Genomic DNA, 24366 nt, shown 5'->3' with positions numbered 1-24366 from the left:
GAACTTAGCCTACGAACGATTCGATGGTGGCGTGCGCCCCGATTAGCGACCCGACTTGATGATCTCGTCGGCGATGCTGTTCGGAGCCACTGTGTACTTGTCGAACTCCATCGTGAACGTGCCTCGCCCCTGCGTGATGTTGCGCAGGTTCGTCGCATAGCCGAACATCTCGGCCAGCGGCACCGCCGCACTGATGGTGGTCGCACCCAAACCGCGCGGTTCCATGCCTGAAACCAAACCGCGACGGCTCGACAGATCGCCTACGACCGAGCCAGTGAACTCGTCAGGAACGACAACTTCAACCTTCATGGTCGGCTCGAGCAGCACCGGATGCGCCTTTTGGACGCCTTCCTTCAAGCACATCGAACCGGCGATCTTGAATGCCATTTCGCTCGAGTCGACCTCGTGCGACGCGCCATCGACAAGGCGCGCACGAACACCAACGAGCGGGTAACCGGCCAGCACGCCGCCCTGCATGGCGTCGCGCATACCGTTCTCGGTCGGGCGGATGAATTCCTTCGGAATAGAGCCGCCCTTGATCTCGTCCACGAACGCGAAGCCGTCCTTGCTGGCCCGGATGTCCTCGTCCGACATCGGCTCAAACTCGGCGACGACGCGGGCATACTGGCCCGAACCGCCCGACTGCCGCTTGAAGATCGTGTCGATCCGCGCGCTGCGGGTGATCGTTTCACGGTATGCCACGCGTGGCCGGCCCACGGTCGCCTGCACGCCAAATTCGCGCATCAGGCGGTCGACCAGCACCTCGAGATGCAGCTCGCCCATGCCGCGCAGCTTGGTTTGCGAGTCGTCGACCTCGACCTTGAAGGTCGGATCTTCTTCCGCCAACCGTCGCAGCGCCTCGCCCATCTTTTCCTGATCGCCCTTGCTGTTCGGCTCGATGGCGACTTCGATGACAGGCTCGGGGAACTTGATGGTCTCGAGCACGATCGGATGATCAGGCGCCGCCAGCGTCTCACCGGTGAAGGTTTCCTTCAGCGCGAGGATCGCGGCAATGTCGCCCGCATGGATCTCGGTGATGTCTTCGCGACGGTCGGCGAACATGCGAACGATACGGCCGATACGCTCGCGCGCACCCTTCGTCGTGTTCATGACCGTCGTGCCAGTCCGCAGGACGCCGGAGTACACGCGCACGAACGCGAGACGGCCGACGTACGGATCGGTGATGATCTTGAAAACCAGCGCTGCAAGCGGCTCGGAGTCTTCAGCCTTGCGCTCGAGCGCCTCCTCGGTCTTCGGATGCATGCCGGTAACCGCCGGGATATCCAGCGGGGAGGGCAGCAGTTCGACGACCTTGTCCAGCATGAGCTGGACGCCCTTGTTCTTCAGCGCCGAACCGCACATCACCGGCTGAATCTTGCCGGCGATGGTAGCTGCGCGCAGGGCACCCATCAGCTCATCGTCGCTGATCGCCTCTTCCATCAGGTACTTCTCGGTCAAGTATTCGTCGTTCTCGACGATCTTCTCGACCATTTCGGCGCGCATCGTCTCGGCCTGTTCGCGGTGGCTCTCAGGGATTGGATGACGCTGGATGTCCTGCCCGAGATCGTCGCCATAGGTGACGAGTTCCATCTTGAGCAGGTCGATAATTCCCTTGAACTGATCGCCCTCGCCGTATGGCATCTGGATGGGAACCGGATTGCCGTTTACGCGGTCGGTGATCATCTGTACGCAGCGGGCGAAATTGGCGCCAACGCGATCCATCTTGTTGACGAAGCAGATACGCGGGACACGATATTCGTCCGCCTGCCGCCACACCGTCTCCGACTGCGGCTCGACACCGGCGACACCATCGAACACGACGACGCCACCATCGAGAACGCGCAGCGAGCGCTGCACTTCCGCGGTGAAGTCGACGTGGCCCGGGGTGTCGATCACATTGATCTGGTGTCCCTTCCACGCCGCAGTCACGGCCGCCGAGGTGATGGTGATACCGCGCTCACGCTCCTGAACCATATAGTCCGTCGTGGCGGCGCCATCGTGCACCTCGCCGATGCGATGCACCATACCGGTGTAGTACAGCACACGCTCGGTGGTCGTGGTCTTTCCGGCATCGATATGCGCGATGATGCCGATGTTTCGGACCTTTGCGAGGTCCAGCTTAGTCTCGGTTTGCTTCGACATGCCCTGTCTCTGCTGTCACTCGATCGTCAATGTGTTACTTGTAGTGCGCGAAGGCACGGTTGGCCTCCGCCATGCGATGGGTCTCGTCCTTCTTCTTGATCGAATTCCCCTGACCGTTGGCCGCGTCGATGAGTTCGGCGGCGAGCTTGGCCGGCATACCCTTGCCAGCCCGCGAGCGCGAATTGGCCAACAGCCAACGCATCGCCAGCGACACTCCCCGGTCGGTGTCAACTTCGACGGGAACCTGATATGTCGAGCCGCCGACACGGCGAGGCTTGACCTCGACAGCAGGCGTCACGTTGCGAAGCGCCTGATCGAAGACCTCGAGCGGGTTGCGGTTCATCTTCTCTTCGATGATGTCCATCGCGCCGTACATGATGCCCATGGCGGTGCTGCGCTTGCCGCCGTACATCATGCGGTTGATAAACATCGTGATATGCACACTGTGAAACTTGTTGTCCGGCGCAACTTGGCGCTTCGGCGGGCTGTTACGTCTTGGCATCGTTACACCTGCTCGCTACTTCTTACCGGTGGCAGCGCCGGCCTTGGGCCGCTTTGCGCCGTACTTGCTGCGGGCCTGCAAGCGGCCCTTCACGCCGTCCGAGTCCAACGTGCCGCGCACGATGTGGTAGCGGACGCCGGGAAGATCCTTCACGCGGCCGCCGCGAACCAACACCACGCTGTGCTCCTGCAGCGAATGACCTTCGCCGGGGATGTAGGCCGTGACTTCGAGGCCGTTCGAGAGACGAACACGGGCGACTTTGCGCAGCGCCGAATTCGGCTTCTTGGGCGTCATCGTCTTGACGACAGTGCAAACGCCACGCTTCTGCGGGGCACCCTTGCGGCGGCGCGTCCGCTTCTGCGAGTAGGCGTTCAGCGTGTATTGCAGTGCGGGCGCCTTGGTCTTGCTCTTCTTAGACTGGCGGCCCTTACGCACCAACTGATTGATGGTAGGCATAACACTCCCTGCTGAAATCACTCGTACCGTAGCTGGCTTCAGGCGCGCAAACGGGCGAATTGCGGCAATTGCGCCGTTCGCCCGGTGCTTCCTGAAATGACGAGCCGCAACGGCATGCCGATGCACTTTCGCCACATACACTCGGTTCGGGGTCGTCATTGCCTACTGACGAGGGTGCGGCCCCGGCTTAGATTGAGCGGCTATCCTATCAGTCAGCCGAGGCGCTGTCAAGACACGTTCTCATGCGGTTCTCAAGTATGACGGGCAGGGAATAGGCGTAAGACTTCCAATGTCGGCCGCATCTAGGTTAACATGCGGTGAGAGAGTGCCGCGTCCCTCTTCTACAAAGGGAGCCAATGAACAGGTTTTCGGTCGGTACGTATCCGCTGCCCATCGTCACAACTCCGCGGACGATGACGAGTCGCCATCTGCCCATCCGACGCACGGTTTGGCAGGCGGCGTTGATGTTAGTTCTGGTGCTCGCCGCGTGTCGGTCGGCGCTGCCCCTTACGGGCGATCTGCCCATTCACTTGCCCGGATTCGTCGCGGCAGGCCAATCGCTGACGGTTACCGTCGGTCCGGTTAATGCAGTCGACGGCACGTCGATCGGCTTAGTGATGGTCGGCAGTCTCGGTCCTCGCCTCTACCAAGCCACCTTCAATTCAGGAACGGCGCAGTTCACTATACCAGGTGAGCACACGGTACAGGCCGGCTACTTGACATTCGTCGCCGCCTCTGAACAAGCGCGGGGCGAAGGCGGTGTCGTGCTGATGTCCGGCGAACGCACGCAGAGCGCGCGCGGCGCAAGCAGGAACTAGTCGGCCGCAAACCCGTTGCGACGGTGCGTGCTGTCGCAGAATGGTTTGTTGCTGCTCCCCCCACATCTGCATAGCCACGACTCGTTCCCGGCGTATTGCAGCGATCCATCGGAGCCGCGCAGTTCAAGCGGGCCGCTCAACTGCAGCGGACCCCGGCTGTGTGCGGTCACGGTCAACCGGCCTTCGCGTTCGGTCAAAGGCGACACGTCTGGACGCGGTTTCTCCTCGGCGACGAATTGAATGTCCTTGTGCGAGTTGTCGCAAAACGGTTTGTTCTTCGACTGACCGCACCGGCACAACGTAACGCGCGTCTCGCCCTCGACGTCAACGCCCGCGCCGACGATGTGCAGATCACCCGTCAGTTGGATCGGCCCGTTGGCCCACAGCACACCCTCGTTTGCGGTCGGCGTGGATTCTTCGGGGCCGCCGTCGTGCCGGTCGACGTGCAAGGCGCCGGAAGGGCAGTGTCGCACGACCTCAAGTACGTCGTCAGCCGACGCGCCATTCGCGTCGATCCACGGCCGACGCTGATTGTCGAATACGCTCGACAAGCGCCGCACACACTCCTGAGCGTGAACACACCGTTTCAGACTGTACGTGATGTCAGCTTGTGTCCCGCGAAAGCGGCGGTCGTCGGCTCGTCCTCTGTACGCTTCTCCCACGCTTCGCCTTTCGATCCATCGCGCATGCGCACCGTCAAGGCTTATAATCGTAAATCGTGTGTAAAATTCCTGCCACCGAGCCGACGTACAGGCCCAAGTGTGGTTTACTTAGGATTGCGGCTCGGTTACGAACCCCGGACTCAAAAGGTACCCCTGTTGTGCGTCGTCTTGCACTAGTCGCTCTTCTCATCTGCACTGCCCTCACGGCTTGCCAGCCCGTGCAAAGCGACACTGAGCCGCTCCCGACTCTATTCCCTTCGCCTACCCCAGAGGAATTCACCCTCGACGAGGCCGAACGCGCCGCGAATGCGTTCCTCTTCGCATGGCAGTCTTCAGACTACGGGACGATGCACAGCCTCATAAGCTTTGGCACGCGTGACGCGACACCGCTCGAACAGTTCCGCGCGGTCTACGAGAACGCTGCCGAGACAATGTCCCTCGCGGCGCTGACGATCCGGCCACTGGCGATCGCACGCGATGCAAGCACGCCGCGCGTCGCCGTGATCGTGTACGACGCGACATTCACAACGGACCTGCTCGGGACGTTCACCGATCCCGAACGCGAGCTGACGCTCGTGTTTGACGACCGTGAGCGCAAATGGCGTGTCGCTTGGTCGCCGGGTGACGTTTTCCGCGAAATGGAACAAGGCGCGCAGCTTCGTCTGCTTACGGCGACGGTCAACCGTGCCAACATCTACGACCGCAGCGGGATTGTGCTTGCAATGCAAGACGACCGGCTGATTGTGACGGTCAACATCGTGCGCCGCAGCATTCGCGACGAGGCGGGCTGCGTCTCTACTCTGGCGTCTGCGGCCAAAGTCGAGCAAGACGTCATTATGCGACGCTTGAACGCTGCACCCCCCGACTGGGTCAACGAGATCGCGCTGATCGAGCCAGCCGCATACAACGAGTATTCGACGACGCTTGAACAGCAGTGCGCGGCGACATTCGGGAATCGCCCCGCCCGGCGCTACCCGGACGGAAGCCTCATGCCGCACATTCTCGGCAGCGTAGGCTACGTGGATCCCGAAAACGTACCGGCGATCGTCCGCGAGGGCTTCCCGCAGGACTCGATCCTCGGCCGCAGCGGCATCGAGCGCAGTTGGGACGAGGTGCTGCGGGGCCGCCCTCGCGTCGAACTTGTGCTCGACCTGCCGAATGGCACGCGCCTGCGCTCGTTAGGCGTTCGCCCGTCGCAAGAAGCGCAGGCCGTGTGGCTGACCATCGATACCAGCCTACAGGCCCGCGTACTGGAGCTTATCAGTACCGCCTACGCGCAGAACGCCGACACGTGGGGACGGCAGAGCAAAGGCGCGGCGGCGATCGTCATCGACGTACGCACGGGCGAAATCCTCGCCATGGTGAGCTACCCGACGTACGACGGCAACGCGTTCACACCCAACCCGTCGATCGGACGACAGCAGGCGCTGGAGATCATCGAGAAAACCGGCACCGATCCGCGACTCCCACTGCTCAACCGCGCAACGCAGGGCCGCTATCCGTCCGGCTCGGTGATGAAGATTGCGACATCGATGGCCGTGGCCGAATCAGGCGTGTACTCGGTCAATACGCGCTTCTCGTGCAGCGGATCGTGGACGCGAAACGGGATCACTCGCACCGACTGGCTGGCAAGCGGCCACGGCACGCTCGACTTGGCTGGCGCCGTAACCAACAGCTGCAATCCGTATTTCTACGAAGTCGGCTACCAGATGAATTTGCGCGACCCGTTCCTCATGCCGACCCTGCTGCGTCAGTTCGGGCTTGGCCAGCCGACCGGATTGACGGACGTGCCGGAGGATGCCGGGAACATCGGCGACCCGGATTCATACCGGCTCAAGACCGGCGTACCGTGGTCGTTTATTGACGCCGTGTCGATGGCGATCGGTCAAGGCGAGGTCGAAGTCACGCCGTTGCAGATCGTCCGCCTGACCGCCGCAATTGCCAATGGCGGCGATCTGCTCAAGCCGTACATCGTGCAGAAGGCGGGCCTGTTCGACGACTTCAGCTACGTGGCGCAGCCCGAGGTACTCTCACAGATCGGCGTACGCGACGAGGTTCTGAATACGGTTCGCCGGGGCATGTGTGATGTGACGACCGCCTATACCGGCACGGCACAGTACCAGTTCGTCGACTCGCCGCTGCAGGCGATTGGCGTGTGCGGCAAGACCGGTACCGCCCAGAATCTGCCCGGCACGACGACCCACGCTTGGTTCGCCGGTTATGCGCCGCGCGAAGAGCCGGAGATCGCCGTCGTCGTCGTGGTCGAGGACGCGGGCGAAGGCTCGGGGGTCGCGGCGCCGCTGGTGCGCGACATCATGGAATACTACTTCTTCGGTGAATAGCATGCGCCGCGTCCTGTCTGTCGTGTTCCGGATCGTCGTGATCGCCGCGGTCACCGTGGGGCTGCTCGAAGTTGTACTGCGGGTGGCAGCGCCGCGCCTGCCCGGCCAGATCGGTGTGGTGGCGCGCTACGTAACGACCGGTCAGCCCTACAGCGAGTCTTGGACGCCGGCGTGGCGCGAGAACCGCGATCACTTCTACGCGCTTCGGCCCGGCATCGACAATGCGCTCCAGTATGGTAGCCCGTCTGTGTCGTTCAGCCTGACGACCCACAAGTTGTGGGACGACGGCCTGCCCGCGGACGAAGGAATCGGGTTCCGAACGGCGCCGGTCGACTTTGCGCCGGATATCGTGGTCGTCGGCGACTCGTTCGGCTTCTGCTTCACCGAGCAGGCCGATTGCTGGGTCGACCAACTCGCCGCACTGTCCGGCGATCAGATCGTCAACCTGAGCACGCCGGTCACCGGGAGCCTCAGCCACGCGCGCATGATCGAGGACTTTGCGGCGCCGCTCGAGCCACCGATCGTGCTCTGGCAGTTCTTCGGCAACGACTTCTATGACGACTACGTGCTGCACGCGTGGCGCGGGGACATCGACCCGATGACGACCGACGAATCTGCCGACACGGGCGGGTCGTGGATCGCACGCAATACGGTTATCGGTGCGGTACTGGAACTGCTAACGACCGGCACATGGTCCGGACTGCCTGCGGGCGACCGCGCATACGAGCCGCGCTACAGCGCCCCGTATCCGGGCGGCATGTTGCAGTTTGGCAAGCAGTACGAACTCACCGCCCTCGATATGACCCGCGCCGAAACGCAGTACGGGCTGGAGCAATCGCGGGCTGCGCTGCGCGACGCCAAAGCGCGCGTCGAATCATGGGGTGGCACGCTGGCCGTGGTCATGATCCCCACGCGCGAAGAAGTCTATTCGGACATCACCGTACCGGTGATGGGGCCCGATGAGCTCGCGAAGCTAACGTCTGCGCGCGAGGCGATGCAGGCGCTCTGCACGGAGATCGACGTACCGTGTTTCGACGCCGCCGATGTATTCAGCCAACCCGAGGCTGTGGCGACCGCGCTCTATTACGCGGACGATATGCACCTGAATCCGAACGGCAATCGCATTCTTGCCGAGGCATTGATGCCGTGGCTCGCGGACCTGAGAGGCGCCAATGACTGAGACGATCCTGATAATCGACGACGAGCAGCGCATCATCGACTTGGCGCGCATGTACCTCGAACAGGACGGCTACCTCGTGAAGCACGAGACAGACGGGCAGGCGGGCTTCCGCCATATTGTCGAACACGAGCCAAGCCTGATCGTCCTCGACCTGATGCTGCCCGGTATGGACGGCCTCGAAATATGCCGGCGCGTGCGTGCCCAAAGCGACGTGCCCATTATTATGCTCACCGCCCGCAGCGACGACATCGACAAGATCGTCGGCCTTGAGCTTGGCGCCGACGACTATCTGACGAAACCGTTCAACCCGCGCGAGCTTCTGGCACGCGTCAAGGCCATTCTGCGCCGAACCGACCGCAAGTCCGCACCGACATCGGAAGTTGTCACGCTCGGCAACCTGACGATCGACCCCGACCGCCGCATGATCATGGTGGACGGACGGGAGGTCGATCTGCGCATGAAGGAGTTCGACCTGATCCTCGTGCTGGCGCGCAATCCCGGCCGCGTATTCAGCCGCGAACGCTTGCTCGAAGTTGTCTGGGGCTACGACTTCGCCGGCGAAACCCGCACGGTCGACGTGCACATTGCCCATCTGCGGCACAAGCTGGACGGCATGCGGCCCACGATCGAGACCGTGTGGGGGGTGGGCTACAAGCTGGAGTCGCGCTGATGTCGCTGCGTTGGCGTTTGTTTGCCACCTACTTTCTGCTGCTGGTCGTCACGCTGGTGGTGATCGTCGGCGCGCTGCTGGTCTTCATCAGCAGCCGGCCGGAGCCGCCGCTGACGTCCTATCAGCGGCTGGCGTCGGTCGCTCGGTTGATCCTTGACGAGGTCGTCCCCGGCGTAACCGGCCGACTAGCGCTGGCGCAGCTCGTGCAGGCTGCGGAAGACAACGACACGCGCATTCTGATCGTCGACAGCACCGAGGCGACCGTTCAGTTCGACACCGCCGGCCTGCTCGAGCAAGGCACGGGGATCAGTCTCGAACGCGACCCAAACTATCGCCTCGATACGCGCTTCGCTGCGCTGCAATTGGCCGAGGGATACTTCGGCAGCTTCGTTGACACGACGACAGGGGCGGAGTGGCTGTTCATCGGCTTGCGCACCCGCGTGCGCGATTTCACCGCCGTGCTGGCAGAGATTCGTTCGACGCGCACGCTGAACGACGCGCTGGCCGAGTTCGGCGCGTCGCTCGCCGGCCCCTTGATCCAGAGCGCGATCATCGGGATGGTATTCGCGTTCATTCTGGCCGCGCTGATAAGCCGGCAGATCAGCAAACCGTTGGCGTCTGTTGCGCGCGCGGCCGAGTCGCTGGCGAAGGGCGACTACGGCATCAAGCTGCCACACAGCGGGCCGAAAGAGGTGCGCGCCGTCGCCGAAGCGTTCAACGCCATGACCCACGAAGTTCAAAGCACCCAGCAGTCCCAGCGCGACTTCCTCGCCAACGTCAGCCACGATCTCAAGACGCCGCTAACGTCCATTCAGGGGTATTCACAGGCCATTATCGACGGGGCAGTGCGCGAGCCTGCCGTCGCTGCAGAAGTGATCTACAGCGAAGCCGACCGGTTGACCCGCATGGTGAGCGAGCTGACCGATCTGGCCCGTCTTCAAGCCGGACAAGTCGCGCTGCATCTCGACCGGATCGATCTGTCGAGCTTGGTGGGGGCGTTGTCGCAGCGGCTGGAAGTTGTGGCGCAGAAGAAGAAGGTCCAGCTCAACGTCACGACGCCCGGTCATCTGATCGTAGCCGTGGATGGCGACCGCCTTGCGCAAGTCATCACCAACCTGATTAGCAATGCAATCAACTTCACACCCGAAGGCGGGCATATCGATATCGCGCTGCGCGCGCTCGATAACGGCGTCGAGATCGCAGTGCGCGACAGCGGCATCGGGATTCCGGCAGACGAGCTATCGCGGGTGTTCGAGCGTTTCTATCAGGTCGACAAGGCGCGCGGACCACGGCGCGGGACTGGCCTCGGGCTGGCGATCGCGAAGGAGATCATCGCGGCCCACGGCGGGCGCATCCACGCCGAGAGCCCCGGCGAAGGCCACGGTACAACGTTTGTCGTTTGGCTGCCGACGACTCCGCCTGCAGTGCCGCAACTGGTGAAGGTGCAGCCCTAACCGTTCGCCTTGGCGACATCCTTTAATCATTGATTGTTCGTAGGGTTATCGTGTGCGACGTGGTCTTACTTCGTTAATGTGTGCGCGTCAAGGCAAGGATAGTATTGAAGTAAGTCGCTCATCAAGGAAGAACCGCTGTGCGCTCCTTACTTCTGATTATTCTCCTTATTGGTCCATTCATTTCGACTGCTGCTCAGGATGACGGCATCCCCGCCAACTGCCCGTACTCGGGCGGTGTGTTCTTCAACCGCAACTGGTTTGTCCGCACTGAGCCCGGCCGGACCGCCGTTGTCGATTGGTCGACCGGTGCAGAGGTCCGCCTGCTGACCGATCAGCGCACGGGCGCGGACATCGCTGTCGGCCGCTGGTCGCCCGAATGCCAGTACGTCTCCGTCGCATACGGCATGCCGGACGACCGCGGAGTGACGATCTATACGTCAGTCGTCTACGACCTGGTCAACGGCGGCGAGATCGCTGTATTTGAAGGCGCGCGGATGATTCCCTACCCGCTCACGTGGGATACCAACAGCACGCGCCTGCTGGTCGAGACGCGGTTCGGCGCCTACATTCACTATCTGGGCGGCGGCGACGTCTGGCTGACAAGCGAAGCGGACGGCAACTCGCGGGCGTTCAGGCCCGGCACGGTGCGCTGGGACTATGCTGCCAACCAGATCGTCGGCGTACTTTCGATCCCGCCGTTCGGGTCCGCCGCCTATGACATGTCGAGCGGCGCGCTTGTCGGCCTGACCGATCAGTTCAACCGGCCGAGGGAGTTGAGCAGCTCGGGTTATTTAGTGCAAGCTCCCGTGGAACGCTCCAACTATCCATGCGTCACTACAAACTACAGGGTCTACACCTATGGAACGCGAGTAGTCGAGTACAGAGAGAATGTACGTTCGTTCATGCAGAACGCGCGCGTAATCTTGGAGCCGGAGACGAAGAGAATCCTGCTTATTGACGCCGGAACGTCAGACGTGCTGCGCGTGCTTGCATACGAGTTCGAATTTGAAAGCAATTCGTCCTTTGGCGGTGATTTCAGACCACGTTGGTCGCCGGGATGTCGCTACTTGGTCGTCAGCGCCTATCGCGATGAGGACCTACGAGTGATCGATCCAGTTGACGGGCGTATCGTCTTCGACCTTTCCGGTTTTGAAGTCCGTCAGTTCGAGATCGACCCGTCAAATCGTTTTGCGGCGTATACGACACGGCTTGGCGGATTTGTCGTAAACCTCGATACTGCGGAGTCCTTTCGTACCTTTGAGTTCCTCAAAGTCCAAACGATTGGCTGGACGCGAAGCTGGACGTATGAGAGCGTGACGTGGGACCTGGCATCCGGGCTTGTCGAGTTCGACTTCGGGTTTGAGTTCCGCGTTTACAGACTTGAAACTGGGGAGCTGATATCTGTACGCCGCTCAGACGGCCAACCGGTATCCGAAGCCGAACTCGATTTGAAACGACGACGCATCGCTTCGCCATTCGGGTGCGAGTATCGAATCAGATATCATGCAACAGATCGAGCCTTGGTCGTTCAAGACCCACTGCTGCGCGAAACGATTGCCGTGATAGAGCGCGAAGTCGTCTTTGACAGATACGCGTTTCGTGGACAGTCGCCTGACTGTCGCTATGTCACCGTTGACGTCATTGAAGGTGGAATCGAAAAGCGGATCGTCTACGACCTGCTTGAAATGAAGCGTACCGAACTTTCCGCGACTGATGGCCTTTCAAGCCACTAACCCCGTGCCTTGGCCGCGTTCCAGAACGCATCGAGTTCGTCGAGCGTGAAGTCGGCCCACGGCCTGCCGCTCGCCAGCACGGCGTCCTCGACCGCTTGGAAGCGTGTACGGAACTTGAGGTTGGTCAGGCGCAGCGCAGTCTCGGGGTCGTCGATACCGACGTGCCGGCCGAGGTTGACGACCACGAACAGGATATCGCCGAGTTCCTTAAGCCGGTCGTCGGGAGTTTCCGCCTTCAGGAACTCGTCCAGCTCTTCGCGCAGCTTGTCTGAGACGGGCACGATGTTCGGCCAGTCAAAGCCGACCTTGCCCGCCTTGTGCTGAAGCTGATAGCTCTGCGCGAGCGGCGCGAGGCTTACTGGAATACCCCCGAGGATCGACGCAGGTTGCGGGTTGCCGTTCGCCTGTTTCTCCTCCTGCTTGATCGCTTCCCAGTTGGTCACGACCTGATCGGGGTTGTTGGCGACGGCATCGCCGAATACGTGCGGATGGCGGCGGATCATCTTGTGATTGACGGCGCGCAGCACGTCGCTCATCTGGAACTCGCCGTCGTCAATCGCTATCTGGGTGTGCAGCACGACCTGCAGCAGCACGTCGCCCAATTCCTCCGCCAGCGCGGACCAATCGCCCCGATCAATCGCGTCGAGCACCTCGTGGGTCTCCTCGACGATGAACCGGCGCAGCGACTCGTGCGTCTGCTCCTTGTCCCACGGGCAGCCCTCGGGGGCGCGCAGGTGGGCGATGATCTCCTGAAAGCGTTCGAAGCTCGACATGTCACCGAGGGCCGGCACGAACAGGGAGGTGCGATGGCTGATGTGTGCGCTGCGGTCGATTTCGTACAGCGGCAGGCGCTCGACGTGTGCGTCCATTGAACCTGCCGCGTGTACCAGCACGACCTCGAATTCGTCCGGGTATTGGTTCATCAGCGTCAGCTTTACGTCGCTGGCGACCTGTCGGCTGTAGACTTGGCTGATGAGCGCGGGCGCATCCGAGTTGATCGGCGGGTGGTGCATCGCGCCGAGCACGAGCGCGTCGAGCAGTTGAATTCCGTCGATCCCGTCGACGCCGACGAGCGCGAGCGTCGGCTCGATGAAGCTGATGCCGGGCAAGATTTCGACGCCGATTCCGGCCGCGCGCGCGGCGTCGATCAGCATGGCCGTTGTGGACTCGCCGACTGCCGGATCACCCGGCACGGCGTACACCACGGCGCCATCACGTGCGAGCCCGATCACGCGCTGCACGATCGCCGCGTAGACATCGGCGAATGCCGCGTGGGCTTCATAGAGATCGTCACACGCGATGCGCGTCCCACGGATCGGCAGATCCGGCACGCACGGGTGACGCTCGGTTCGAAGCACAACCGTATCTGCCTGCTCGATCACCGACCATACGCGCCGCGTAATATCTTCAGCTCTCCCCGGCCCCAGCCCTGCGATAGTGATCGACATTGGCCCGTATGCTCCTTAGTAGCGGAGAGAGAGGCAGGTTAGCCCGCCGTCCATCTTCTCGAACTCGGACATCTCCAGCGCGATGACGTTAGCGTAGTGCTGTTCTGCCAGCGTGCGGACCGCGGGATATCCATCAGCGATAATGATCGTGCTGCGATCAATCGGAAGAACCGATGCCGCGTACCCCTCCTCGATCGGAAGCGTAATCACTTTCGCGAATGTGATCGGCTCGTGCAACTTCATGGCGGGGTCGTGGAGCAGAACACCCGGCGCGAGTTCGGTCAGACCGGTTTTGAGGTGCAGCACGTTGTCGAATGGCACGCACACAACCGGTATGGAACCAAGCCGGTCGCGAATGGCCTCGGCAAGCTGCTCGGCGCCGGCGCGGTTGGTTCGTTTGCTCAGACCAATCAACACGCGATCTTCGCAGAACAGCACATCGCCGCCTTCGATCGCCACGCCATCGCCGCTAGAATACACCAGATTCAGCCCGGCTAGCGCTTGCGCAATCGCCGTTTCCTCACCGCGCCGGTTCGCCAGCGCGGGACGACAGATGAATGCCGTATCGCCGAAGATCACGGCGGCATCTTCGGTGAAGTGTCCGTCCGGATAGCGATCATCGGCGTCCAGAGTCGTCACCGCAAGGCCGCACGTTCGCATCGCTTCGAGGTAGGCGTCAAACTGCTGTACGGTCGCCTCGTACGCCGGAACACCTAGATGACCGCGCGTCGTGATTCCTTCGGCAAATGTGGTCGCCGGCCGCCGGGCCAACACCCGGGTCATCGGCGGCAATAGTGACATGGCTCAACTCGCTTTCTTGTGCTGCGGCATTACGCAAAACAGGCAAGATCGGGGACGACCTTGCCTGTTTGAAATTGCATCAATCGGCTCGCGTGCGAGCTTAACGCTTGGTGTAGGTCGGCGCCTTACGGGCACGCTTGAGACCCGGCTTCTTGCGCTCCTTCACGCGGGCATCGCGAGTGAGCAGCTTGGCCGGCTTGAGCTGGCCGCGGAAGTCGGCATCGACCTCGAGCAGGGCGCGCGCCACGCCGAGGCGGATCGCATCGCGCTGGCCTGAAACACCACCGCCGTACACGTGCACGCTAATGTCGTAGTTGCCTTCCTGACCGACCACCCGCAGCGGCTCGAGGCTGATCTCGATGTCGCCCGGACGCGTCAGATATTCCGACGCATCGCGCTCGTTCACGACGTAGTTGCCCGTGCCGCCGGGATAAATGCGGACACGTGCGGAAGCAGCCTTGCGGCGGCCGACACCTTCATAATACTGAGAAGCCATTTTGCCCGTTCTCCTACTTCAGCACTTCGGGGTTTTGCCCGGCGTGCGGATGATCCGGGCCGGCATACGTCTTCAACTTCTTCGCCATCGAACGGCCCAGCGGGCCTTTCGGCAGCATGCCCTTCACGGCCAACTCCACGATTCGCTCGGGCTGGCGGGCCATCTTGTCCTTCATCCGCTCCTTCTTCATGCCGCCGAAGAAGCCGGAATAGTCGTAGTACATCTTGTCTTCGAGACGGTTGCCGGTCACTGCGATCTTGTCACAATTGATCACGATCACGTAGTCGCCGGTGTCGAGGTTCGGCGTAAAGATCGGCTTGTGCTTACCGCGCAGGACAGCAGCAATTTTCGTCGCGAGGCGGCCCAAGGTCTGCCCTTCCGCATCGACGACCCACCAACGGCGCTCGACATCCGCCGGGGTGGTTACAAACGTCTTGACTCTCATCGTTACCTCCGGGTGGGCTTCGAGCGCCTCACCGCTTCCAACTGAATGACCCGATATTCTAGTCGTCATATCGCACCGCCTCAAGGACGAGTCCGTGGGGAGGTGCGGTGCGCTGCGCAAGGCTCAGGTCTGCCGCGCGCATTTTGTCTTGAAACGCATCCGGGCTGATCCAACCCCGCCCGGCATCGACCATCATGCCGACCAACCGCCGCACCATGTGGTGCAAGAAGGCGTTGGCTTCGACTTCGTAAACGTACAACTCCCCCGCGATCGGCGCCGCATGTTGGCTCCACTGCGAGACAAACACGGTGCGAACCGTATTATCGCCTTGCGGCGGGTGGCCGAACGTGGCGAAGTCACGCGTGCCGATCACGCTGGCCGCGCATGCCTGCATCGCCTCGATCTCCAACGCCTGCGACAGCCACCATACGCGGCCCCAAAGCAGTGGATCGCGGACGTCGGCGGTGTGCACCGTGTAACGATAGCGCCGGCTTCGCGCATCAAATCGCGGGTGAAAACCGGGCCGTTCGCACACGTCGCGAACGCTGATGTCCGTCGGGAGTGTGGCGTTTAGCGCTTTTGTTAAGGTCGCGGGCCCGTGGGCCCATTCCACGTCAAAGGCGATCACCTGCCCCGTCGCATGCACACCGCTGTCCGTTCGTCCCGCGCCGATTACCGTGGTGTGCGTGCCGGTAATCTGCTCAAGTGCGTGTTCGATCGCGCCTTGGACGGTCGGGGAGTCTCCGGCTTGTCGCTGAAACCCCCAGTACGCTCGCCCGTCATAGGCGACGGTCGCGCGATAGCGCACGAGTCCTACGCGCCGGCCTCGCCGCGGTCGACCAGTTCGATCAGCACCATCTCGGCGTTGTCGCCCTTGCGCGGCCCCAGCTTGAACATCCGGGTATATCCGCCCGGGCGCTCTGCATAGCGCGGCGCAAGCACATCGAACACCTTCTGCACGATCTCGCGGTCGTTGCCGAGCCGGCTGGCGACCAGACGACGCGCATGCACGCCGGCCTCGGGCCGCTGCGCGGCTTCCGCCTTGGCCAGACCGCGCTTCGCCAGCGTGATCGTCCGTTCGACGTTGGCGCGCACGAACTGCGCCTTCGCCAGTGTGGTCTCAATCCGTTCGTGCGTGAGCAGCGCGCGGGTCAAGTTCAGGCGGAGTGCCTTGCGATGCCCGGTGTCGCGGCTCAGCCGCTTTCCTGCCATGTGGTGACGCATGATTCTTCCTCGCCGTCCCTAACGTGTTTACTCGGACTCGCCTTCGGTCTGCTCCGATGGCAGGTAACCCTTTTCGCGGAGCTTCTCAACCAGCTCGTCGAGCGACTTCTCACCAAAGTTGCGGATCGCCAACATTGCGTCGGACCCGCGGTCAAGCATCTCCAACACATCGCCGATGGTGGTGATGCCCGTACGCTTGAGCGAGTTGAACACGCGAACGCTCAAGTCGAGTTCCTCAATCATCTTGTCGTGAAGCTGCGAGCGCTTGCTGTTCTGCAGCGGCTCGCGCGCCTCGTCGTACGCCTCGAACTGGGTGTACTGATCGAACGTCGGATCCATGCCGCTGATGACCGACAGGTGGCGCATTAAGATTTGCGCAGCCTGCGCAAGCGCATCCTGCGGGCGGATCGTGCCGTCCGTCCAAATCTCGAGGATCAGCCGGTCGTAGTTGGTCAAGTTGTTGACGCGTGCCGGTTCGACTTCGAACTTCACGCGCTTGACCGGGCTGAAAATGGCGTCGACCGGCAGTTCGCCAATCGGAAGCCGGCCGCGTTCTTCCGCCGGGCTGAAGCCACGGCCTGCACGCACCTCAAACTCCATCTCAAGATGGGCGTTCGGGGAGTCGACGGTGAACAAGTACAGGTCGCTGTTGATGATCTGTACTTCGGGCGGGCAGCGGATGTCGGCCGCCGTCACAATGCCTTCGCCGCGATGCTCCAACCGGAGCCGCGCGGCTTCGCCGTCGAGCTTCACGCGAAGCTGCTTGACCTGCAAGATCAGCTGCGTCATGTCTTCGCGAACGTCGGGGATCGCGGAGAATTCGTGATGCACATCACTGACGCGGATGCTGGTCACCGCCGCGCCCTGCAGCGATGACAGCAGAACACGGCGCAGGGCGTTGCCCAACGTCAGACCGAAGCCCTTTTCGAGTGGGCTGATGACGAAGCGACCATAATTGCGCGTTGCCGCGTCGCTTTCGACTTTATGCGGCAAGACCATTTGGGTCAGATTCACGCCGGTGTCCTCCTTGAACAGGTAAATGCGTATCCCAACAGAAGCAGCAGCAGACTAGACGCGGCGCTTCTTCGGAGGACGTACACCGTTATGCGGCACCGGGGTCTGGTCGGTGATCGACCGCACCTTCAAGCCGCTGGCCTGAATGGCGCGAATGGCCGACTCGCGGCCCGGGCCGGGGCCCTTGACGAACACGTCGACTTCCTTCATCCCGTGACCCGCGGCCGAATCGGCGGCGGCTTGTGCCGCGAGCCGAGCCGCATACGGCGTGCTCTTGCGGCTGCCGGTGAAGCCGGATGTACCAGCGCTCGCCCAGGCCACGACATTGCCGGACTGATCGGTCATCGACACGATCGTGTTGTTGAATGTGGCAAAGATGTGAGCCTGACCGTAAGGGATATTCTTTACGACCTTCTTGGTCGCCTTACGGCTGCTGGCCCCCTGCTTACCGCGTGCCATACTTCCTCCAGAAAGGGTATTACGCCACGATGCGCCCTGTCATGTCCCAGGGCGCATCAACATGAGAACGGATAGACAAAGGCCGCGCACTACGGGAACCCGCCGCACAGCCCTATCTCAAACGCCGGTTACTTCTTGCCGCCCTTCTTGCGACCACGGCCCGGGACCGTCTTGCGGACACCACGGCGGGTGCGCGCATTGGTCCGGGTACGCTGGCCGCGTACCGGCAGCATCCGGCGGTGACGGAGACCGCGGTAGGACCCGATCTCCTGCAGACGCTTGATGTTCGACAACACCGTGCGGCGCAGGTCGCCCTCGACCACGAAGCTGCCAGTGATGAACTCACGCATCGACTGTACTTCCGCTTCGGTCAAGTCCTGCACACGGGTGTCCGGATTCACGCCGGTCGCAGCCAGAATCTGTTTGCTGCGGGTCGGCCCAATTCCAAAAATGTAGGTGAGTGCAACTTCGACCCGCTTATTCCGCGGAAGGTCGACACCCTCGATACGCGCCATAGCTAAACCTTACCCTTGCCGCTGCTTATGTTTCGGATTCGAGCAAATAATCATGACCCGGCCGTGGCGCTTGATGACGCGGCACTTGGGGCAGCGGGTCTTGATGGACGTTGATACCTTCATGAGTGACGGTCCCTAGACAAGCCGAGCACGACAGGCCGAGCATTATACACACACGGCTGTGCGCTGTAAACGGTAATTTGACGCCTCTACGCAAGTGTTCGTCGGGGCGTGCTGCGCGGTGAGATGTCGGATCATTATAATCGCTCGGCCGAACAGGTCCAGAGTCAGTTCGCGGTATCCGAGCTAACCACGGTGAAAGCCCCCGTGACGCTGCACAGTCGACGTTACGACGAGCTTGCATTCGGATGGGCGTTGGGTTTGTGGCGGGGTTGCCAACGCGTCAATTACAATGGACCATAGCGGCATGTTACACTGTCTGCTGCCTCGCTGGACTCCTGAGATGGACTTGCGTTGTGGTCGACACTCCATCACCCCACCACGAGCAGATTTTGCGCGACTTCGAGGCCGCGCACGCGCTCTACCGCGCCGGTCGGGTCAATGAGGCCGCGGCACTCCTTCAACAGATCGACCACCCGTTGGCGTTCACCGCCCTCGAACGGATCGGACGGGCGCCGCGAGAACGCCGGCTTGTGCCGACGTGGCTGCTCGTGGCCGCGTTCCTTGCCTTGGTCGGGATCATCCTCATTGGGTCAGCCCTCGGACTGGATGCGGAAGGCCAGTTGCGGACGGACTTGTCGATCGGGTGCGAACGCATTCTCCACACGTGGCCTGAGGTTTGCGACGCATGGGCCGAGTCCGTGATCGCCGAAAACCGCGAGGCTGCGTTGCAGTGCCGCGACTACCAACCGCCGGACAACATCGCGGCATCCTATTCGAGTGCCGAGCGGGTGGTCCACTGCGCCAATCAGATCGTCCGGCTTCCGCCTCCGTAATGATCTGAACGTGACTGCTGATTTCTGGCATACGAGCTTCGACTCAGAGTCTTGGAACCGCAATGTCGTGATATACTGCCCCGCCGAGTCGTGTCGCAAAGTGGGGACGTTCGAATGCTGTCTGTGGTAAAGGCGTGTGCGCTGGAAGGTCTTGACGGGCATATCGTCGAGGTCGAGACCGACTTCAACCCGCGCGGCAGTATTCCAATGTTCACGATTGTCGGCTTGCCCGACGCCGGCGTGCGCGAGAGTCGCGAACGGGTTCGCGCCGCGATCAAGAACAGCGGTCTGCAATTCCCTCCCAAAGTATTCGTCGTCAACCTCTCACCGGCCGACCTGCCGAAGCAGGGCCCGGTGTACGATCTCGCCATCGCGGTCGGGGTGCTGGTCTCCACCGATCAGATGCCTGCCGGACCCACGCGCGATGCGATGTTCATTGGCGAACTCTCTCTCGACGGCAGCGTGCGGCACGTCAAAGGCGTGCTGCCGATGGCATACACCGCCGTGCAGAACGGCATCACGACGATCTATTGCGCACCGGAAGACGCCCCGCAGGCCGCATTGGTCGAGGGTCTGACGGTCTATGCCGTGCCGTCATTGGCGGTGCTGGTCGAGCACATGTACGGCATGCACTTGCTTGAGGCGACACCCCCGACACCATTCAGCGATGACGACAGCGTACCGGACGGCATCGTGGATTTCGCCGACATCAAGGGGCAGGAACAGGTCAAGCGCGCGCTAGAAATCGCGGCTGCTGGCAGCCACAACTTACTGATGACCGGCTCGCCCGGTGTCGGAAAAACACTGCTGGCACGCGCCGTACCGGGAATCCTGCCGGCGCTCGACATCGAAGAAGCGCTGGACGTCTCGCGTATCTATTCGGTGGTCGATCTGCTCTCGGCCGATCAGCCCTTGATCCGGCAGCGCCCGTTTCGCGCGCCGCACCACACCATCAGCCAGGCGGGGCTGATCGGTGGCGGTAATCCGCCTAAGCCCGGTGAAATCACGCTGAGCCACCGGGGCGTGCTGTTCCTTGACGAGCTGCCGGAGCTGCCGCAGCCTACGCTGGAAGTCCTGCGTCAGCCGGTCGAGGACCGGGTCGTGACGATCAGCCGGGCACGCAACAGCATCACACTGCCCGCCAACTTCATCTTGATCGGCGCGCGCAACCCATGCCCGTGCGGGTATTTCGGCGATACGCTCCGGCCCTGCACGTGCTCGCCCAACATGGTGCAGCGCTATCAATCGAAGCTGTCCGGCCCGCTTATGGATCGCATCGACATTCACATCACTGTGCCACGGGTCGAGCACGAGAAGATGATGGGCAGCGACCGGGCCGAGCCGTCCAGCCGGATTCGAGAGCGCGTATCCCGCGCCCGTCAGCGTCAATCGCAGCGGTTCGCGGATCATCCCAAGCTGCAAACCAACAGCGACATGACGGTGAGCGAGATCGCCGAGTTCTGCCCGCTGACCAAAGAAGCTCAAGCCTTGCTCGACCTGTCGGTCAAGCGCATGCAATTGAGTGCCCGCGCCTATCACCGCGTGCTGAAGCTGTCGCGGACGATCGCCGACCTCGCCGACTGCGATACGATCGAGATGGCGCACGTCGCCGAAGCCGTGCAGTACCGTCCAAAGGCGCTGACGGGCTAATCCACTCACGCTTCACAGCATGACGAGAAGCAAACGCACACAAAGATTGCGACGATGGAAAGCAAGACGAAGAACAAGAAGACTCGCGAACAGATCGCCCGGATGGTCGAGCGGGCTTTCGACGGCCTTACGCTCGACGCGGCGCCCGAGTCGGTGACCGAACTCAAAGGGGGGTGGTTCAACGCCGCGTATGACGTCAGGCTTTCCGACGGCAGGAGCGTCATCCTCAAGATCGCGCCGCCGGTCGGCGCCGATGTCCTGACCTACGAGAAGAACATCATGACGACCGAGGTCGAAACGATGCGATTGGTGGCCCAGAACCCGGCCATCCCCGTGCCGCACATCTATTCGTTTGACACCGCGCGTGACACATGCGACTCGGACTACTTCTTCATGGAGAAAGTCGCCGGGGACAATCTGGAACACGTCTACAGCGCGCTTGCCGAATCCGTTCGAGTGGAGGTCGACCATCAGATCGGCGTGATCGTCCGCGCGATCAACGGCTTCACTGGGGCCACCTTCGGATACGACGGCAACCCTGATCTGCGCGGCACGACATGGCGCGAGGCGTTCATCAAAATCGTCAATTCGGTGCTGGGCGATGGTCAGCGGAAATCCGCCGATTTGGGATTTCCCGTCGAAGCGATCCGTTCGACCGTTCTCAGACACGCTGCATCACTCGATGAGGTCGTCGTGCCGCAGTTGGTTCACTGGGACGCTTGGAACCTGAACCTCTTCGTCAGGGACGGCCGAGTGACCGGCATCGTCGATTTCGAGCGCGCGCTCTGGGGCGACCCGCTGATGGAAGCGCAGTTCCGTGCGCTGGCGTTCGGCGGCATGACCGAAACCCTGAAGGCATACGGAAAGACGACATTCACCCGCGACGAAGACGTGCGCTGTCACCTGTACACACTGCATCTCGCACTCGTGATGAAAGTCGAGTGCTACTATCGCAACTACGATACCGACGAGGTCAACACCCTTGGATCGCAGTTGATGGCCCCTGCGCTGCAGTGGCTTCAGGACCATTGACGCGGCTGTCGTGCTCTCCTAATCCCCGAGGCTGACGCCGAGACTGCGCGCCGTTTCGACCCACGGATGATCCAGCGGGACGATCTTGCGTTTGCCGACCACCTGCTCCAGCGGAACCGGCTCGGTCGAATCACCCCGGGCGGCGACCATCACTCCGAACAGTCCCTCGTGGATGTAACGGGCACACGCCGCCCCCAACCGCGTCGCCAGCAGACGATCCGCCGCCGACGGAATGCCACCGCGCTGCACGTGACCGAGGATCGTCACGCGGGACTCCAGCCCGGTAAGCTGCTCAAGCTGCTGTGTCAGACGCTGGGTGCTGTTCATGCGCTCGGCTTCAAGCTCGGCCAGCGCTGCCTTTTTCTTCTTCTTATCCTTGCCATTCTTGGCAACTTCTTCGATCCGCATACTCAGGTCATCAGGGACCGCACCCTCTGACACGGCCACGATGCTGAACGCTTTGCCGTCCCGAACACGCTGCCGGATCGAACTAGCGACCTTTTCGACGTTGTAAGGAATCTCGGGGATCAGGATCACATCCGCACCACCGGCGATCCCGGCGCCGAGCGCCAGCCAGCCCGTGTTATGCCCCATCACCTCCACGACGATGATGCGATGGTGGCTGTGAGCGGTGCTGTGCAGGCGGTCGATCGCCTCGGTGGCAATCGTGAGTGCGGTATCGAAGCCGAATGTGACATCGGTCATCGCCACATCGTTGTCGATCGTCTTGGGCAGCGTGATGACGTTGAGGCCGTGCTGCATGAGGTGATATGCGTTTTTCGCCGTGCCGCCACCGCCCAAGCAGACGAGCACGTCCAGATGGTGGTTGTGGTAGGTCTCTACCATCACGTCGGTCATGTCCATCGTCTTGTTGCCGATTGGCATCTTCTGCGGCTTGTCGCGGCTTGTCCCCAGAATTGTGCCGCCGATGGTCAGGATTCCCGAGAGTGCCGAGCTGTTCAACGTGACGGTCCGGTTCTCCATGAGGCCGCGGAAGCCGTCGCGAAAGCCGATAATCTGCATGCCGTAGACGTTCTGCCCTGTCTTGCCCACGCCGCGAATAGCCGCATTCAAGCCCGGACTGTCGCCCCCCGCCGTCAAGATCCCAATGTACTGCGTCATGTTCACTCTCGATTCGCTGCGTGCCGGCATTGTCGTACCGTCGAGCCCGTGCGAAGAAACGTTCGCGGTTATGGAGCTCGTTCGCGGCGCCATTCCGGTCAGCTCGGCTACCGGTACAGATCATAACACGTAGGTCGCCGTGCTCCGCTCGGACGGGTCGAGTGCAGTCTGTCCGTCTTGCCCGGTGTGAATCCATAGTGCGTGAATCGCGCAACAGCGATAATGTATCCGCATGTTTGCAGCACCCGCTGAGACAGCACGACAAACCGCGCGCTAAACCTTCACCTGTTGAGGCACGACATGACAGCCCACACCAGCAACGTCCGGTACCCGAGCTTGGATCGGGTTTTGCCCGTCACGCGTGTTCTAGCCATCATTATCATCCCGTTTCTGTTCGTCGCGTGGCTGGTCCTCTATCTGTTCCCCGATAGCAGCGGCGAGCACTTCGCGTGGCCGGTCCGCCCGCACATGACCGCAATGATGCTCGGGGCCGCGTACCTCGGCGGCGTGTACTACTTCGCCCGCGTAGCTCGGGCAAGCCAATGGCACACCGTGGCATTAGGGCTTCCGGCTGTGACTTCGTTTGCGACCTACCTTGGCATCGCGACCGTGCTCCATTGGGATCGGTTCACGCCCGGGCACATCGCGTTCATTTTGTGGGCCATCTTGTACCTCGGCCTTCCGCCAATTCTTGTCGGCGTCTGGTACTGGAACCGCACCGTGGCGCGCGCCGGCGCGCCTGTACCGAAACCCGATTTGTCAAACTCGGTGCGCTTCGCGTTTGGCAGTATCGGCGTGGTTCTGTCTGTAGTGAGCATCGTGCTCATGCTCTCGCCTGCAACCCTCATTCCGTCTTGGCCGTGGACACTGACGCCGCTGACTGCACGTGTCATGTCAGCGCTGTTCGTCCTGCCCGGTGTCGTCGGGATCGGAATCGCGCGCGACGGCAGGTGGAGTTCGGCGCGAATCCTCCTACAGGCGCAGGTCGGCTCGCTCGTCCTGATCGTGATCGCGGCCATCCTTTCCAACAGCGACTTCGATTGGTCGAGCGTCGGGGCGTGGCTGATGGTCGGTTCGTTTGTCGGACTCACGGCAATGTTGACAATCCTAATCTTCAGATTCGATCGCCGTCGGGCCTAATCGACCCACTCTGGTTCGTCACAGTCTGCCGCATTCAGCCGCTACCCGTCGGAGAGCGGTTTCCTCCGCGCATCACTGTGTTGGTCGTGTTGGACTCAAGACGCG

25 protein-coding genes are annotated in these 24366 nt (G+C 61.9%); 10 read left to right on the top strand and 15 right to left on the bottom strand.

The window, feature by feature from the left end:
- Positions 1-42: 42 nt before the first annotated feature.
- Genes fusA through rpsL form a run of 3 tightly spaced genes read right to left on the bottom strand, consistent with a single transcriptional unit; the run spans position 43 to position 3100 of the window.
- Positions 43-2142, bottom strand: coding sequence for an elongation factor G (fusA, locus tag IPM16_03440; protein ID MBK9122164.1), 2100 nt, complete (start codon positions 2140-2142; stop codon positions 43-45).
- A 34-nt stretch (positions 2143-2176) separates the two neighbouring features.
- Positions 2177-2644, bottom strand: coding sequence for a 30S ribosomal protein S7 (gene rpsG / locus IPM16_03435; protein MBK9122163.1), 468 nt, complete (start codon positions 2642-2644; stop codon positions 2177-2179).
- Between the two features lie 15 nt (positions 2645-2659).
- Positions 2660-3100, bottom strand: a complete 441-nt coding sequence (gene rpsL / locus IPM16_03430; GenBank protein ID MBK9122162.1) for a 30S ribosomal protein S12 — start codon at positions 3098-3100, stop codon at positions 2660-2662.
- A gap of 356 nt (positions 3101-3456) precedes the next feature.
- Between rpsL and IPM16_03425 the strand changes: the two genes are divergently transcribed.
- Positions 3457-3918, top strand: coding sequence for a hypothetical protein (locus tag IPM16_03425; protein ID MBK9122161.1), 462 nt, complete (start codon positions 3457-3459; stop codon positions 3916-3918).
- Here IPM16_03425 and IPM16_03420 read toward each other — a convergent pair.
- Positions 3915-4580, bottom strand: a complete 666-nt coding sequence (locus IPM16_03420; protein MBK9122160.1) for a CDGSH iron-sulfur domain-containing protein — start codon at positions 4578-4580, stop codon at positions 3915-3917. The two genes, IPM16_03425 and IPM16_03420, sit on opposite strands and share 4 nt — an antisense overlap.
- A 158-nt stretch (positions 4581-4738) precedes the next feature.
- Between IPM16_03420 and IPM16_03415 the strand changes: the two genes are divergently transcribed.
- The 5 genes from IPM16_03415 (at position 4739) to IPM16_03395 (ending at position 11959) form a co-directional block, all read left to right on the top strand.
- Complete coding sequence (locus IPM16_03415) at positions 4739-6922, top strand: hypothetical protein (protein ID MBK9122159.1); 2184 nt, start codon at positions 4739-4741, stop codon at positions 6920-6922.
- Position 6923: 1 nt separating this feature from the next.
- Positions 6924-8102 carry a hypothetical protein gene (locus IPM16_03410; GenBank protein ID MBK9122158.1) on the top strand — a complete coding sequence of 393 codons (1179 nt, stop codon included), beginning with the start codon at positions 6924-6926 and terminating at the stop codon, positions 8100-8102.
- The gene (locus IPM16_03405; GenBank protein MBK9122157.1) at positions 8095-8772 is read left to right on the top strand and encodes a response regulator transcription factor; all 678 of its coding nucleotides are present in this window, start codon (positions 8095-8097) and stop codon (positions 8770-8772) included. The genes IPM16_03410 and IPM16_03405 overlap by 8 nt, the downstream gene beginning before the upstream one ends.
- On the top strand, positions 8772-10226 hold the full coding sequence (locus IPM16_03400; GenBank protein ID MBK9122156.1) for a HAMP domain-containing protein: 1455 nt from the start codon (positions 8772-8774) through the stop codon (positions 10224-10226). The genes IPM16_03405 and IPM16_03400 overlap by 1 nt, the downstream gene beginning before the upstream one ends.
- Positions 10227-10363: 137 nt before the next feature.
- On the top strand, positions 10364-11959 hold the full coding sequence (locus IPM16_03395) for a hypothetical protein (protein ID MBK9122155.1): 1596 nt from the start codon (positions 10364-10366) through the stop codon (positions 11957-11959).
- Here IPM16_03395 and mazG read toward each other — a convergent pair.
- The 10 genes from mazG to rpmJ all read right to left on the bottom strand — a co-directional run bounded on the left by mazG (position 11956) and on the right by rpmJ (position 18484).
- Positions 11956-13407, bottom strand: a complete 1452-nt coding sequence (gene mazG, locus IPM16_03390; GenBank protein MBK9122154.1) for a nucleoside triphosphate pyrophosphohydrolase — start codon at positions 13405-13407, stop codon at positions 11956-11958. The genes IPM16_03395 and mazG overlap by 4 nt on opposite strands.
- A gap of 15 nt (positions 13408-13422) precedes the next feature.
- Positions 13423-14208, bottom strand: coding sequence for a hypothetical protein (locus IPM16_03385; protein ID MBK9122153.1), 786 nt, complete (start codon positions 14206-14208; stop codon positions 13423-13425).
- A gap of 100 nt (positions 14209-14308) precedes the next feature.
- Positions 14309-14704, bottom strand: a complete 396-nt coding sequence (gene rpsI / locus IPM16_03380) for a 30S ribosomal protein S9 (protein MBK9122152.1) — start codon at positions 14702-14704, stop codon at positions 14309-14311.
- 13 nt (positions 14705-14717) lie between these two features.
- A complete protein-coding gene (rplM, locus tag IPM16_03375; protein ID MBK9122151.1) occupies positions 14718-15149 on the bottom strand; it encodes a 50S ribosomal protein L13 in 432 nt (143 codons plus the stop codon).
- A 58-nt stretch (positions 15150-15207) separates the two neighbouring features.
- Complete coding sequence (gene truA / locus IPM16_03370; protein ID MBK9122150.1) at positions 15208-15957, bottom strand: tRNA pseudouridine(38-40) synthase TruA; 750 nt, start codon at positions 15955-15957, stop codon at positions 15208-15210.
- 5 nt (positions 15958-15962) lie between these two features.
- Complete coding sequence (gene rplQ / locus IPM16_03365; GenBank protein MBK9122149.1) at positions 15963-16361, bottom strand: 50S ribosomal protein L17; 399 nt, start codon at positions 16359-16361, stop codon at positions 15963-15965.
- Between the two features lie 39 nt (positions 16362-16400).
- Positions 16401-17372 carry a DNA-directed RNA polymerase subunit alpha gene (locus IPM16_03360; GenBank protein ID MBK9122148.1) on the bottom strand — a complete coding sequence of 324 codons (972 nt, stop codon included), beginning with the start codon at positions 17370-17372 and terminating at the stop codon, positions 16401-16403.
- A 69-nt stretch (positions 17373-17441) separates the two neighbouring features.
- Entirely contained in the window at positions 17442-17846 is a 405-nt protein-coding gene (gene rpsK, locus IPM16_03355; protein MBK9122147.1) for a 30S ribosomal protein S11, read from the bottom strand.
- A 128-nt stretch (positions 17847-17974) separates the two neighbouring features.
- On the bottom strand, positions 17975-18361 hold the full coding sequence (gene rpsM / locus IPM16_03350; protein ID MBK9122146.1) for a 30S ribosomal protein S13: 387 nt from the start codon (positions 18359-18361) through the stop codon (positions 17975-17977).
- A 9-nt stretch (positions 18362-18370) separates the two neighbouring features.
- A complete protein-coding gene (gene rpmJ, locus IPM16_03345; protein ID MBK9122145.1) occupies positions 18371-18484 on the bottom strand; it encodes a 50S ribosomal protein L36 in 114 nt (37 codons plus the stop codon).
- Positions 18485-18837: 353 nt separating this feature from the next.
- Here rpmJ and IPM16_03340 point away from each other — a divergent pair, with 353 nt between their 5' ends.
- From IPM16_03340 to IPM16_03330, 3 genes are all read left to right on the top strand, one after another.
- Complete coding sequence (locus IPM16_03340) at positions 18838-19317, top strand: hypothetical protein (GenBank protein ID MBK9122144.1); 480 nt, start codon at positions 18838-18840, stop codon at positions 19315-19317.
- Between the two features lie 114 nt (positions 19318-19431).
- Positions 19432-20967, top strand: a complete 1536-nt coding sequence (locus IPM16_03335; GenBank protein MBK9122143.1) for a YifB family Mg chelatase-like AAA ATPase — start codon at positions 19432-19434, stop codon at positions 20965-20967.
- 54 nt (positions 20968-21021) lie between these two features.
- Positions 21022-21999, top strand: coding sequence for an aminoglycoside phosphotransferase family protein (locus IPM16_03330; GenBank protein MBK9122142.1), 978 nt, complete (start codon positions 21022-21024; stop codon positions 21997-21999).
- 18 nt (positions 22000-22017) lie between these two features.
- Here the strand turns inward: IPM16_03330 and IPM16_03325 are convergent, their stop codons facing one another.
- On the bottom strand, positions 22018-23121 hold the full coding sequence (locus tag IPM16_03325) for a 6-phosphofructokinase (GenBank protein ID MBK9122141.1): 1104 nt from the start codon (positions 23119-23121) through the stop codon (positions 22018-22020).
- A gap of 300 nt (positions 23122-23421) precedes the next feature.
- On the opposite strand from IPM16_03325, the gene IPM16_03320 reads away from it, so the two are divergent.
- The gene (locus IPM16_03320) at positions 23422-24261 is read left to right on the top strand and encodes a hypothetical protein (protein MBK9122140.1); all 840 of its coding nucleotides are present in this window, start codon (positions 23422-23424) and stop codon (positions 24259-24261) included.
- The last annotated feature ends 105 nt before the right edge of the window (positions 24262-24366 follow it).

The sequence above is a fragment of the Candidatus Flexicrinis affinis genome, assembly GCA_016716525.1.
Lineage (GTDB): Bacteria > Chloroflexota > Anaerolineae > Aggregatilineales > Phototrophicaceae > Flexicrinis > Flexicrinis affinis.
The sequence above is the reverse complement of the archived record's forward strand: the minus strand, read 5'-3'. Positions and strand labels throughout refer to the sequence as shown.

Bases quoted from the DNA above. Each gene is read 5' to 3' on its own strand.
- IPM16_03335 (MBK9122143.1), top strand. From the start codon at position 19,432: ATGCTGTCTGTGGTAAAGGCGTGTGCGCTGGAAGGTCTTGACGGGCAT.
- IPM16_03425 (MBK9122161.1), top strand. From the start codon at position 3,457: ATGAACAGGTTTTCGGTCGGTACGTATCCGCTGCCCATCGTCACAACT.
- IPM16_03410 (MBK9122158.1), top strand. From the start codon at position 6,924: ATGCGCCGCGTCCTGTCTGTCGTGTTCCGGATCGTCGTGATCGCCGCG.
- rpsL (MBK9122162.1), bottom strand. From the start codon at position 3,100: ATGCCTACCATCAATCAGTTGGTGCGTAAGGGCCGCCAGTCTAAGAAG.
- rpsI (MBK9122152.1), bottom strand. From the start codon at position 14,704: ATGGCTTCTCAGTATTATGAAGGTGTCGGCCGCCGCAAGGCTGCTTCC.
- rpsM (MBK9122146.1), bottom strand. From the start codon at position 18,361: ATGGCGCGTATCGAGGGTGTCGACCTTCCGCGGAATAAGCGGGTCGAA.
- IPM16_03360 (MBK9122148.1), bottom strand. From the start codon at position 17,372: ATGGTCTTGCCGCATAAAGTCGAAAGCGACGCGGCAACGCGCAATTAT.
- rplQ (MBK9122149.1), bottom strand. From the start codon at position 16,361: ATGGCAGGAAAGCGGCTGAGCCGCGACACCGGGCATCGCAAGGCACTC.
- rpsK (MBK9122147.1), bottom strand. From the start codon at position 17,846: ATGGCACGCGGTAAGCAGGGGGCCAGCAGCCGTAAGGCGACCAAGAAG.
- IPM16_03385 (MBK9122153.1), bottom strand. From the start codon at position 14,208: ATGTCACTATTGCCGCCGATGACCCGGGTGTTGGCCCGGCGGCCGGCG.
- IPM16_03330 (MBK9122142.1), top strand. From the start codon at position 21,022: ATGGAAAGCAAGACGAAGAACAAGAAGACTCGCGAACAGATCGCCCGG.
- IPM16_03400 (MBK9122156.1), top strand. From the start codon at position 8,772: ATGTCGCTGCGTTGGCGTTTGTTTGCCACCTACTTTCTGCTGCTGGTC.
- rplM (MBK9122151.1), bottom strand. From the start codon at position 15,149: ATGAGAGTCAAGACGTTTGTAACCACCCCGGCGGATGTCGAGCGCCGT.
- IPM16_03320 (MBK9122140.1), top strand. From the start codon at position 23,422: ATGACAGCCCACACCAGCAACGTCCGGTACCCGAGCTTGGATCGGGTT.
- rpsG (MBK9122163.1), bottom strand. From the start codon at position 2,644: ATGCCAAGACGTAACAGCCCGCCGAAGCGCCAAGTTGCGCCGGACAAC.
- mazG (MBK9122154.1), bottom strand. From the start codon at position 13,407: ATGTCGATCACTATCGCAGGGCTGGGGCCGGGGAGAGCTGAAGATATT.
- IPM16_03325 (MBK9122141.1), bottom strand. From the start codon at position 23,121: ATGACGCAGTACATTGGGATCTTGACGGCGGGGGGCGACAGTCCGGGC.
- IPM16_03405 (MBK9122157.1), top strand. From the start codon at position 8,095: ATGACTGAGACGATCCTGATAATCGACGACGAGCAGCGCATCATCGAC.
- rpmJ (MBK9122145.1), bottom strand. From the start codon at position 18,484: ATGAAGGTATCAACGTCCATCAAGACCCGCTGCCCCAAGTGCCGCGTC.
- fusA (MBK9122164.1), bottom strand. From the start codon at position 2,142: ATGTCGAAGCAAACCGAGACTAAGCTGGACCTCGCAAAGGTCCGAAAC.